Here is a 13381-nt window from a genome sequence, read left to right as displayed (position 1 = left end):
GAGTACGAATACTTTCAAAAGACTTTAACTAACTAAAAATATGTAAATGGGTAATATTAAATTTTAACTGTAGGTTTTTGCTTTTTCTTTCTTCCCCACCAAATATAAAAACCTGTAACTGGTAAACTTGCACATATCAAACTACCTACGAAATACAAAATCTTAGTTGGTATTCCTCCAATAGCACCTATATGTAAACTATAATTAGATCGCATAAGCCATTTAGAGAAACGTTCGTTATCAATATATTTCTGCGAATTTGGCTTTAATTCCAATGTTTGCTGATCAAAGTACAAATCCCTCCAAACTCCTTTATTCATTTCTGTACAAGCGTAGAAATCATCTTCTGGCTCATGTGGAAGATCAATGATAACTGCTTCTTTATTTTCTTTGGCAATTTCCTTACGTACTTTATTCCAGATAAAATCGGCTGCAGCCAGTTTGTCTAATTGCTTTTTAGATAAAGTATCTTTTTTAGCAGTAACAACTTGTTCCTTTTTTTCTTTTTCATCAGCCCAACCACCACTTATCCAATAGGTGCTTTCTCTTAGCCAATGAAAACTCATTAATAATCCAGTAAACGAAATAAGTAATGCTAATATAATAGTGTAGAATCCCACTACATTATGCAAATCATAATTTAAGCGCTTGAGCTTAGCATTCCACTTTATCTTAAAACTACTATTTCTAGTTGTTTTGTTCCATTTTTTTGGAAACCAAAGAATAAGTCCGCTTATAAGAAGAAAGAAAAAAATTAGCGTTCCCCAAGCTGTTACTTGCGAACCAATATCCCGGCCTAACCATAAGTAACGATGTCCTTCGTCCATGATATGAAAAAAATCTTCGTGATCTACAATTCCGGTAATCTTACCATTATAAGGATTTACATAAATTAAAGAATCCGATTCGATGTCTACTTTTATAGTTTTATCTAAACCATTGTACCAGAAACCATGAATCTCTTTATTAGGCAAAGCTTTACTTACTGCTTGATATATCTTAGAGGGCGGTAATACTTTCTCTGATTCTTGTGCTTCTACATTAAGCCAAGAAGATGTTGCATGTTTGATTTCTTGCTCAAAAACCAAAATACAACCTGTAATTCCCATTATAAATACAACGAGTCCCGAAGCGAGTCCTAACCATAAATGCAACCATGCATTAATTTTACTAAAACGTGATTTTCCTTTATTTGGTGGTTTATTCGAACGGTTTTTAATAGTACTCATTGATATTATAATTTTAATAGGTAATAGTTTTTATGGGCAAAAAAGATGTATTAGTAAAAATGGCTTGAGGAATATTTATAGTTAAGTAATTCCTCAAGCCATTAAAATTGTATTAGCTTAAAGTGTAAGCTTAGCAATTGCAATCAATTAATGAAAATAGCGAAATGAAAATAAAATTTCAAGTGCTCTTAAAGTTTTTACTTAGATGATTTCAAATTATCTAAACGTAAAATATAATCATAACCTCCAACAATTTCTACTCCAGAAGTTACAGCACCTGTTGTGGTATTAACTTCCCAGATATAATCTTTAGTAGTTTCAGCATTAACCTGAATAAATACTTTACCATCCGATGTAATTACATTTTGTAATTGGCTTCCTTTATCTGCAGGTAAATCTAATTTTTTAATTACCGAGCTAGTAGCTATATCGATTAAAGCAAATTTAGTATTAAACAATCCAGAAGGATTTTCTGCTACTATTTTTGAATCTATGTATTTAGCAATAGCCTTCCCGTTACCAACATACCAAAGTCCACTAGCAGTTTCTCCTCCTAAAGCAGTACCAAGGTTAAAATTATAAGAAGAGTCTAATGTAGTTTCACCCTTTTTGATTCTAAATATTTTTGTTGGACTATCTTTAGAAGTCATCCAGTCAGCAAAAAACATCATATAAACATCACCAGACTCATCAGTACAAGAAGTTGGCATCCACATATTAGATCCTCCATTACCATCCGCTTCCGAGCTTTTAATAACCTTTTCAACAGCAAAACTTGGATAATCAACTACGGCAATATTCATACCTGCCTCAGCAAGTGATGGCCAAATAGCCATATTAGAAAATGCTACATATAATTTTCCGTTTGAATATTGAATATTCCCTTGATTATAAGAAGTATATCCCGCTGGAATCGCAGGCAATGCCAATTCTCCATTTTTTATCCAAAGTGTTGTGGCATTTACAACGGTATATAATACTTTGCTTCCATCTCCATTCGTTCCAAACAATACTAGCGTGTTGTCATCAACCCATGCATAACAACTTATAGATTTTTGATACGTAAAAGGCACTTCATATACAACAGATAATCGATTGTTCTTAAATTCGAATTTAGTCATTTTACCAAAATTAGAACTTGTACTTGGATAGTAATAAAACCCATTTTTGGCAATAATTCCGTAATCTGCCTTGCTTGTAACTTCGGCACCATTACCTACCAAACTAACACTCCCTTTAGTCAAATCATCAACTCCTACAATGTACTGAGTTGTATTTGGCCAACTCCCTAATTGCAACCATAGCGCATAATCAGCTTTTGCACCAGCTGAATCACTTCCAGAATCATCATTACTAGAACAAGAAATAGTTGTACCCATTATCAATGTACTAATAAATAGAAAATAAAAAGAGGGTTTAATAAATCGTTTCATGTTTAAAATATTTTTTATATAATTATTAAAAATAAAAGTTCGTTTCAGGCTATTTTAAGAAATAGTGAAATTTAATTGAAAAGGAGCGTCCTTGCTTTTGTAGCTTAAAATTATCATAAGCCAAATCATTTGTTAGATTGTTGCACTCTAAAGAAATATTATACATTCCAGAATTCATAGAATAAGAAATAGATGCATTTTGGATATACTGATTAGGAATTATACTTTTCCCTTCTTTTGTACCATAGTTTTCCCATGTAAGGTAATACCAGTGTGTATATTGCAAATCCCAATTAAGCTGTAGATTATTTCCTTTTTTAATGAAGTCCGCCTTTCTATATCCTAAATTGGCATTACCAAACATCCAAGGTCTATTAGGCAAGTCATCTTTGTATGTAGCTGATATTGTTCCTGAATTTGATCCATTAGGATATTTCGTGTTGTCAAGCGTGCTTTGATAAGTAAAATTTATCCCAACGTTTATTTTATCCTGATAATTGTACTTAATATCGGCCTCAAGTCCTTTAATAAGAACATTTGATGTATTTTCAAATCTACTTATCTGACTATTCGATTGATAAACAACTGGGGAAATAAAGCCTTTCGCATTTCTTAAATACCCTCCTGTTTCAATAAAAAAATGGTGATTTTCCGCTGCATTCTTCCAATAACCACCTAGATTGTAATTGTCGCTATTCTCTGGTTTAAGATTAGGATTAGCTACAACCGAGTACCCATTACCAAACACCTCATCTACTCTTTGCAAACGATATGCTTTTTCATAAGAAGCTTTTATACCTATAGACGAAGTTATTTTATAGCGTGATGCAATTCCATATCCGGTGTAACCATTGTTATCTCTAACAGTTTCGCCCGCTCCAGTTCCAGAATTAGTAATAGCAAAAGGTTGTTCTAACAACATACTATAATATTTTCCAAAAAACGTGTTGGTCAGTTTTTCTTCCAATAAATTCTGTTGATAGGATAGCCCAATAATATGCTTTGTAATTTTCCCAGGATTATAATCTTTGTCAGTAAGCAACTCGTCATAAGTCTTGTTTTCGACCTTGTCCAGAGTATAGTTAAGACTTAACGAGTTATTATGGTCTATTTTGTAGCTAAGATTCGATCCGATAAAATATTTTGGACGTCGAATATTCCATTTAGTTGCAGGCCCTCCCATTTCGGAAGAAGTAGCTGCCACATAACTTCCATCCCAATAATATTTTCTAAGTGCAGTATCTGTAATAGTATATTGATCGTCTGAATAGGAAGAAAAAAAACTTAAATCAAGATCTTTTGTAAACAAATTCTTTTTTAAATATCTTAGTGAGAATGAATAAGCATCTCCTCCTCTATGTACTTGACCGTATACTACGTCTTGGTTAGTTCCTGTTTGTATTCCTTTTTCTGTAGCTGAATAACTTCCTCCAATAAAAAACATATCAGCCCAAGATTTATCAACGAAACCTAGTTCTGCCTGCCCCATAGCAGACTTATATTGATCATTGAATCTTTTAAAATCACCAGTAACAAATCGAGAATTATCTTTATCAATCACTTCTATTACTTGCACATCTCGCATTGTGTAATCGTTATCAGAATAATTTAAAAAACCAGAAGCTTTAAAAGTTAATCCTGATTTTTTGTCACGCAGCTGTCCTGTTAATGATGCACTATGCGTATTAAATGATCCTAAACTATATGACATATCAAAATAATTTGATATTTGATGATTTGTAATAATATTTACAGCACCGCCAAGAGCATCAGAACCTAAGTTCACTGGTACTACACCTTTATATACTTCAATTCTTTCAGATAAATTAACTGGTATATTGTTTAACGACATAGAGCTCCCCATAATATCCAAAGGCACACCATCTATAAAAAACTTTACGGCACTACCAGAAAGACCATTGATAGAAAAATCAAAATCAGAACCCATACCTCCTTGCTCCCTAACTTTTACTCCAGTAGTTTTATTCAATATTTGACTCAAATTAGATGTAATGTTAGCCATTGACTTAGTATCGACCGCATTAACCTGAAAAGCAGATTCTTTTACTCTAGTTACTTTAGATATTCCTTTAACCTGAACTTCATCTAACGCAGCCATATCTTCTTCAATAGTAAGAGTTGGAACTGTTTGATTTACCTCTTTTAAATTAATCTTTACTTGCTTTGGTTTATATCCAACATAAGTAATAGATAAAATATAGTTTCGTGGTTCTGCTATAATTTCATATTCCCCTTTCTCATTGGTTAATGTTGAATAAGCAGTACCTTTTAGTTCTACAGAAACACCTTCGACAGGTTCCCCGTTATTACCTAAAATGGCCCCATTTAATTTTACTTTGTTATTTTGTGAGAAACCTTGAATCGAAGTTAAGAGCACCAGGATTAAGATAAATATTCTATTTATTTTCATTACTTAAAGTTGAAATTAATTTGGCACAAAATTAACATCAATAAACACCATTTCCAAGTTATTTTTAATTATTCTAAATAAAAACGATGATTAACTTTCAAGTAGCCAATTCAATAAAAAATTAATATATTTATTAGTGAATAATTAAGATTAACTTAAGATTAAATTAAAATTTAACATCTTAAAAGTTAAAACTCAAAGCTTCAATTCGTCAAGAAATAAAAAAGTAGCCCGTTTAACAAATTAAACGGGCTACTTTCAAAAAAAATCTATTGTATGTTTTACTTATATTTTCAACTCTAGAATTGTATTTCTCATTTCTTCTACGATTATTTCAATATCCTTTTCACTTGTTCTCCAGTTCACAAATGAAGCACGAATTCCTTTACGATTTTGATAAACAGTAGGCGTCATAAATACTTTTCCTGTATCATTAAGACGACTCAAGAATGAATTTACTTTCTCCTGATTATGATCTCCCGATAATGTAAAGCAAACATTATTTAGTCTTGTTGGCGCTAATAACTCAAAGTTTTCATTCTCTGTAATAAATGCATCAAATCGCAATGCAAGAGCTACACTATTTTCGACTATATCCTGATATCCTTCTTTTCCGTAAGCTAATAAAGAAAACCAAACTGGCAATGCTTTTAATCTTCTTGAGTTTTCGGGTAAGAAATTTAAGAAACTAAAATTCTCTAACGGATCTCCCAAATAGGGTGCATTAGAATTTTGGAATGTTTCTATCTGTAATATTTTATGTTCTTCTTTTATCAAATAAAAAGCACTTTCGTAAGGGACATTAAGCCATTTATGACAATCTATTGTAATACTATCTGCATTTTCCCAACCATTTACCAAATGTTTATATTTAGGCGAACAAGCTGCAAATCCTCCAAAAGCGGCATCAATATGCCACCAGAATTTATACTTCTTTTTTAATTCATTTATTGCTACAAAATCATCAAAATCGGCTGTATTTACTGTTGCAGCACTTGAAATTACAATAAATGGTTTTCCGTTTAGAGTTTCGATATTTTCTTCTAAATCGGCTACATCTATTGCTTCACGGTTTCCTTCGATTGTTTTTATTTTAGTGAAGTTCTGACTTCCAATACCTAACATTGACAGACATTTTATAGAAGATGAATGTGGTGTAGATGCAAAAATCGTAATAGGTTCTGAAACTCCGTTCTTAGCAAAGTCTTTTCCTAGTTGTTTTCCAATCCATTGTCTTGCAACTGCCAATGAAGTAAAATTAGACATTGTTGCTCCAGTTACAAATCCGCCAAGAAACGATTTTGGCAAATCCAGCAATTGTAATAATAAATTAATAGTTTCGATTTCTATTAAAGCCGAAACTCCTCCTTGTGCTTTTACCGCTTGCGTATTCTGGTCATAGATTGTCGTTAACCAATCACCAACTATAGAAGCTGGTGTACTCCCACCAGTTACAAAACCTAAATATCTTGGTCCTGGCGATGCAATCATTAATGGTGCTAATCGCTGATTAAATTCTTCCAAAGCCGATAATGCGCCTAATCCTTCCTGATTAAGATTTCGGTTGGTTGTTATACTGTTGGAATTGGATGTTGGAATTGAATCGAGAGAATTTAAAAACGCTATTCCTTGTTGTTTTACTTGTTCAAGTATATTTTCAATATCGTTTAAATCTTGTTGAAGTGCTGTATTCATTTTAGATATTATAGTTTAAAATAAAATTAATGCATTATATGGTATCAATGCCTAATCTGTTTAAGAATAAGATTTTATTGTAAAAAAAATAACCATATAAGTAATGTAAGTTCATTTAAGTTTTGCGTTGATTATTCTCTCTTATATTTACTTACATTACTTATATGGTTAAAATAATTTTATTGAATAAATGTTACGACAATTTCATTATGTTAAATCCCTACCATTTCGTTTTTTCCGAAAATCGGGAGACCATCATCGACGAGATCACATCACCATTGGCATTAAGTAAAGTAGCAATTGGGTCTACAAGTGTTCCCAAAATCATAGCTACAGGTAAGGCTTCTGCCATTGGCAAACCATAAACTGTTATTGCCAATACTTCTCCAATATATCCTCCGTTTGGGATTCCGCCCTCAACAATCGAAACGATTACCGTAATTCCCAATGCTAAAAGTATTGTACTTGGTTCAGTAAAATCTTTTCCGAACATGGTAAATAATACGGTGATTTTTAAAATAGATGACATACTCGAACCGTCTTTATGCAATGGCGCTCCTAGCGGAATAACCACGTTCCGGACATGTGCAGGAATTTTCATTTTCTCGGCTGCCAAAAGATTAGCAGGTATTGTTGCAATACTACTACAAGTTCCTATAGCTGTAAGTGCGGGTGTAACATTATTACTCCAAAATACTACAAAGGCTCTTTTCCCTCCTGCTATTAAAGCATACAAACTAAAGAATACGAAGAAATAAAAAATACAGGCTCCATAATAAATCCCTAGGGGTTTAGCATAAACTCCAAACAATTGTGGCCCATAAAAACTAACCTGATATGCAAAATAAGCTCCCAAACCTATTGGAGCTAATTTCATAATCATATTTAAAAGCTGTTTCATCACTTCGTTTCCTGAGTCTAGAAAACTCCTGAAAGCATTTCCTTTTTCTCCTGATTGCAAGGTTGCAAATCCTATTAAAAATGAAAAGATAATAAGTGCAAGCATGCTTTTTCGAGACAATAATTCGTAGAAATCATTGGTGGTAAGTAATTGTGCAATTTGGTCGCCAACATTACCTGTTGCAATATTCTCTAATGGAACTTTAGAAACTATAATATTCTGATGAATAGGAAAAAGATAAACGGCAATAATCATTACAATAGCCGAAATAAGAAGTGTTCCTAAGAAAACGGCAATCATAACAACAAATAATCTTCCTAGCTTTTCTGTTTTCTCTAAATTGGCAATAGAGGAAGTTATCGTAAAAAAGATTAACGGAATAATTGCTGTAAAAAGTAAATTCAAGAAGATATCTCCAAGTGGTTTTATGATCTCAATATCTTTACCAAAGACTAATCCTAAAATACTTCCCGCAACTATACCTCCCAGAAGCAAAAGAATACTACTGTAATTTTTTATAAAATTGATTTTTTTAGTCTCCATAGTTTAAAAAGCATTAGTATTTTAAAAATCAATTAAATTACACCAAAAAAGGATTCTAAATTGTTAACTCTAATTTTTATTCTTTTTGTAAAACAAGTGTAGTAAATTCTCTATCGACAAGTTCTCCTGTTTTGCTTTTTACTTTTTCGGTCAACGTTTCTGAATCGATGATTTTAAAAGGGGTTTGACTGATTAGTTTTTCAGCTTTTTCAGTATCATAAAGCTTGAATTCAAATTCGGTAAACGGAAGTTTCTTCATAAAACTTTCCTGTGCAAATGTTAGGCTAAAGATTCCTTTATTATTGAGCACTCTATATATTTCTAAAAGAAATTTTACAGGCTCTTGCCAAAAGTATAACGTATTTACAGTAAATATTTTATCGAAGGTGGCATCTGGAAACGGAATGGTGTTTCCATCATAAACGGAAAAGAAAGCTTGTTTTTGAGAGACATAGTTTCTGTTTATCTGTCGCGCTTCTCCATACATTAATTCAGACATTTCGAGTCCGTAATATTTTAAATCGGTACTCTGCTGCATTACGTATTCTAAATGCGCTGCGTTACCATGACCAAGTTCTAGTATTTTATCACCTTGAGAGATCTTTAAATTTCGGATTGAACTTAGCGTCATATTGATGTTTGTTTCATGCATCATATTTGCCATTTCTATTCCTTTTTCTCCTTCTGGTTTTTTTAATTGAGATGCGATTGCTTGTAATTCTTCTTTTTCCATAATGTTTAAATTTATAAAATTCCAAACTTTAAATTCCAAATTCCAATTGTTCACAAAGACGAGAGTCATTGCGAGGCACGAAGCAATCACACTAATAATAAGCACTAAAGATATGCTGTATGAGATTGCTTCGTTCCTCGCAATGACATTAAAAAACTTTACTCGCTATTTGACGAATATTTTCGGATTTTCCCATGGAGTAATAATGTAAAACCGGAACTCCTGCAGCTTTAAGCTCTAATGATTGCTGAATTGCCCATTCGATTCCTACTTGTCGTATCTCGACATTATTTTTACATTTATCAACTTCGTTAATTAAGTCTTCGGGTAAATCGATACGGAAAATTTGTGGTAAAACCTGCAAATGTCTTTGTACAGCAATTGGCTTAATTCCTGGAATAATAGGAATTGTAATCCCCATTTCGCGTGCTCTTTTTACAAACTCGAAGTATTTTGAATTGTCAAAAAACATTTGTGTTACCACATAATCAGCACCAGCATCAACTTTTTCTTTTAGTCTTTTTAAGTCAGAAGTTAATGATGGAGATTCTAAATGCTTCTCTGGATATCCTGCAACACCAATACAAAAATCGGCTTTATTATCAACATCCATTACTTCGTGCAAATACTTTCCACAATTTAGTTCATTAATTTGTTTAACTAAATCTATCGCAAAACTGTTTCCTCCAATTTTAGGTACGAAAGATTGTTCGTCTTTCATAGCGTCACCACGAAGCGCCATTACATTATTGATTCCTAGATAGTGACAATCTACCAACATATACTCGGTTTCTTCTTGAGTAAACCCACCGCAAAGTAAGTGCGGTACTGTATCTACATTATATTTATGTTTTATAGAAGCACAAATTCCCAGTGTTCCCGGACGCATACGAGTTAATTTTTTATCTAAAAGTCCGTTGCCTTTATCAATATAAATATACTCCTCGCGAGAAGTTGTTACATCTATAAATGGCGGTTTAAACTCCATTAACGGATCAATATTATCGTATAATTCCTGAATACTTTTCCCTTTTTGAGGCGGAATAATCTCAAATGAGAATAATGTATTTCCGCTGGCGTTTTCTATATGTTGTGTTACTTTCATAATCAGCCCCCTAACCCCCGAAGGGGGAATTCCTGAAAGGGGTCATCAGGTTTGTGTTATTTTTTTCTGCCTTACTTCCCCCTTTGGGGGCTAGGGGGCTAATCTGCTATATTAGGATTTAACCATTTCATAGCTTTATCTGTCGAAATACTTCGGCGTTTGGCGTAATCTACAACTTGGTCTTCTTTTATTTTTCCGAGTCCAAAATATTTACTTTTCGGATTACCAAAATAATATCCTGAAACCGAAGATGCTGGCCACATTGCCATACTTTCAGTAAGCGTTACTCCTATTTCTTCTTCTACATTTAGTAATTTCCAAATTGTTGGTTTTTCTAAATGGTCTGGACAAGCAGGATATCCTGGCGCTGGACGAATTCCTTTATAATTTTCTTCAATTAAATCTTCTGTCGATAATGATTCGTCTACATCATAACCCCAAAAATCTTTACGTACTTCTTCGTGTAGATATTCGGCGAAAGCCTCAGCAAAACGGTCAGCTAATGCTTTTACCATGATCGAATTGTAATCGTCTAAATCTTTTTCAAATTCGGCTGCCCATTCGTCTACACCAAAACCTGTTGTTACACAAAATGCACCCATATAATCGGTAATTCCGCTATCTTTTGGCAATATAAAATCAGACAAAGCGATGTTTGGTGCACCTTTTGTTTTTTGGGATTGCTGACGAAGCGTTAAGAATTTCTCCAGAACCTTTCCGTTTTCATCACGCAATTCGATATCGTCATCATCTACCTGATTCGCAGGGAAAATTCCGTAAATACCTTTTGCAGTTAGCTTTTTCTCAGCCAAAATTACTTTCAACATGTCCTGTGCATCCGCAAAAACCGAAGTTGCTTGTTCTCCAACTACCTCATCGGTTAAAATCGCTGGGTATTTCCCAAACAATTCCCATGTTCTAAAAAACGGTGTCCAGTCGATATACGGTACCAGAACGTCCAACTCTACTTCGATTACTTTTGCTCCAATAAATTTTGGTTTGGTTGGCGTGTATTCTGCCCAATCCAATTGTAATTTATTTTTACGCGCTTGCTCAATCGTCAGGAAGTTTTTATCTCTCGAACGATTTAAAAATGTTTCTCTAAACGCATCATAATCTGCACGAATATCGCTTGCATATATTTTGCGATTATGGTCTAAAAGATTTCCTGCAACGGTAACGGCTCTCGAAGCATCGTTTACGTGAATTACAGTTTCTCTATATTGTGGTGCAATTTTCACGGCTGTATGCGCCCGCGAAGTCGTTGCTCCACCAATCATAATCGGGATTTTAATTCCTTGTTTGTCTAGTTCTTTTGCCAAATACACCATTTCGTCAAGCGAAGGTGTAATCAATCCGCTTAGACCAATAATGTCTACATTATGTTCTATAGCGGCAGCAATAATTTTTTCTGGAGGCACCATAACACCAAGATCTACAATCTCGTAATTGTTACAAGCTAATACCACCGAAACGATATTTTTACCAATATCGTGAACGTCACCTTTTACAGTTGCAATTAGTATCTTTCCTGCCCCCCCCGCCCCCGAAGGGGGAGCCTCTAATGCATCTTTAATAGTAGCTAAAACTTTTTCTAATCCAGTTAAAACTTCTGTGTTTGTAAATCTTAATACTTGAAATCCTTGCTCATTCAACCATTTAGTTCTTTCTAAATCGCTTGCTACATTTTCAGGCAGTTGATGAATTAACCCATCAACTTCAATTATAATACGTTCTTTTAAACACACAAAATCCGCAATATAATCGCCTATAATATGTTGTCTCCTAAATTTATACCCTTCTAATTGTTTTCCACTTAATTGGTCCCATAAAATCTTTTCAGTTTCAGTAGGTTTATTTCTCATATCCAAAGAAAACTGCTTCAACAATCCATAATTCATCGGATTTGCAGTTTCCCAATGTTGTGAGGTTTTAACTCCCCCTTCGGGGGCTGGGGGGCGTTTTTGCGCATCTATGAAAGGCAATAAATAAGCAACAGCTTTTTTCATTACACGTGCTGATTTTACTACTTGTGGCAAGAACATTTTTCCGCTTCCGAATAAATCTCCTACGACATTCATTCCTGTCATCAAATTGATTTCGATAACTTCAATAGGTTTTACAGCTGCTAAACGCGCTTCTTCGACATCTATTTCTATAAAAGCATCAATACCTTTTACCAATGAATGTGTAATACGTTCCTGAACCGTTCCTAAACGCCATTCCTGAATCGCTTTTTCATCTGATTTTACTTCGCCTTTTACATTCTCTGCAAAATCTAAAAGTCTTTCAGTTGCATCGTCACGTCTGTTAAGGATTACATCTTCTACGTGTTCTAATAAATCTTTAGGGATATCATCATAAATCGAAAGCATCTCTGGATTTACGATTCCCATTGTCATTCCGTTCTGAATTGCGTGGTATAAAAACACCGAGTGCATTGCTTCACGAACGTGATCATTTCCTCTAAAAGAGAATGAAACGTTACTTACTCCACCACTAATATGCGCGTGTGGCAAGTTCTCACGAACCCATTTTGTACCTCTAAAAAAGTCCAAAGCATTTAAGCGATGTTCTTCCATTCCGGTTGCAACTGGAAAAATATTTAAATCGAAAATAATATCCTGTGGAGGAAAATTGACTTTATTAACCAAAATATCATACGAACGCTGACAAATTTCGACTCTACGTTCAAAATTATCTGCCTGACCTACTTCATCAAAAGCCATGATAATAGCCGCAGCTCCATAACGTTTGATTAGTTTGGCGTGGTGAATAAAGGCTTCTTCTCCTTCTTTTAACGAAATCGAGTTTACAACGCTTTTTCCTTGTACTACTTTAAGACCCGCTTCGATGATTTCCCATTTCGAACTGTCGATCATAATCGGCACTCTCGAAATATCGGGTTCTGATGCTATTAAATTCAGGAATTTTGTCATTGCCTGAACACCATCAAGCATTCCTTCATCCATATTTATATCGATGATCTGCGCTCCACCTTCTACTTGTTGTCTTGCAATATCAAGTGCCTCGTCATACTTCTCTTCCTTGATTAGGCGAAGGAATTTTCTTGAACCCGTAACATTTGTACGTTCACCAATATTTACAAAAACACTGTTAGGCGTAATAATCAACGGTTCTAATCCTGCTAATACAAGGTCTCTTCTATTTTCTGCCATTTCTTTTTAATTTTCAACGGAATAAATTCCGTAGCTACAAATATGTCGTTCCTCTGGAACTTTTATTTTAACGTCTTGCTTGTCCTTGCGAGGAACGAAGCAATCTCATTCTATTATTTCACAATCTTACTT

General features: G+C 33.9%; 8 protein-coding genes. All 8 read right to left on the bottom strand.

The features are described 5' to 3' along the window. Positions 1-56 precede the first annotated feature (56 nt). The 8 genes from AC3IPI_RS08190 to AC3IPI_RS08155 all read right to left on the bottom strand — a co-directional run bounded on the left by AC3IPI_RS08190 (position 57) and on the right by AC3IPI_RS08155 (position 13249). Positions 57-1229: a PepSY-associated TM helix domain-containing protein gene (locus tag AC3IPI_RS08190; RefSeq protein WP_489158314.1), complete on the bottom strand. Its 1173-nt coding sequence runs from the start codon at positions 1227-1229 to the stop codon at positions 57-59. A gap of 197 nt (positions 1230-1426) precedes the next feature. Next, positions 1427-2662, bottom strand: coding sequence for a DUF4374 domain-containing protein (locus tag AC3IPI_RS08185; RefSeq protein WP_117590090.1), 1236 nt, complete (start codon positions 2660-2662; stop codon positions 1427-1429). 49 nt (positions 2663-2711) lie between these two features. After that, positions 2712-5093: a TonB-dependent receptor gene (locus tag AC3IPI_RS08180; RefSeq protein ID WP_489158312.1), complete on the bottom strand. Its 2382-nt coding sequence runs from the start codon at positions 5091-5093 to the stop codon at positions 2712-2714. 285 nt (positions 5094-5378) lie between these two features. Continuing rightward, positions 5379-6788 (bottom strand): pyridoxal phosphate-dependent decarboxylase family protein, encoded by a 1410-nt coding sequence (locus tag AC3IPI_RS08175; RefSeq protein WP_489158310.1) that lies wholly within the window; start codon positions 6786-6788, stop codon positions 5379-5381. Positions 6789-7008: 220 nt separating this feature from the next. Next, positions 7009-8232 (bottom strand): dicarboxylate/amino acid:cation symporter, encoded by a 1224-nt coding sequence (locus AC3IPI_RS08170; protein ID WP_489158308.1) that lies wholly within the window; start codon positions 8230-8232, stop codon positions 7009-7011. A 76-nt stretch (positions 8233-8308) separates the two neighbouring features. Continuing rightward, positions 8309-8965, bottom strand: a complete 657-nt coding sequence (locus AC3IPI_RS08165; RefSeq protein ID WP_489158306.1) for a class I SAM-dependent methyltransferase — start codon at positions 8963-8965, stop codon at positions 8309-8311. 148 nt (positions 8966-9113) lie between these two features. Next, entirely contained in the window at positions 9114-10070 is a 957-nt protein-coding gene (metF, locus tag AC3IPI_RS08160) for a methylenetetrahydrofolate reductase [NAD(P)H] (protein WP_039116918.1), read from the bottom strand. Positions 10071-10168: 98 nt separating this feature from the next. Continuing rightward, complete coding sequence (locus AC3IPI_RS08155) at positions 10169-13249, bottom strand: vitamin B12 dependent-methionine synthase activation domain-containing protein (protein WP_489158304.1); 3081 nt, start codon at positions 13247-13249, stop codon at positions 10169-10171. Between the last annotated feature and the right edge of the window lie 132 nt (positions 13250-13381).

It is taken from the genome of Flavobacterium sp. GL_143, assembly GCF_057834355.1.
The sequence above is the reverse complement of the archived record's forward strand: the minus strand, read 5'-3'. Positions and strand labels throughout refer to the sequence as shown.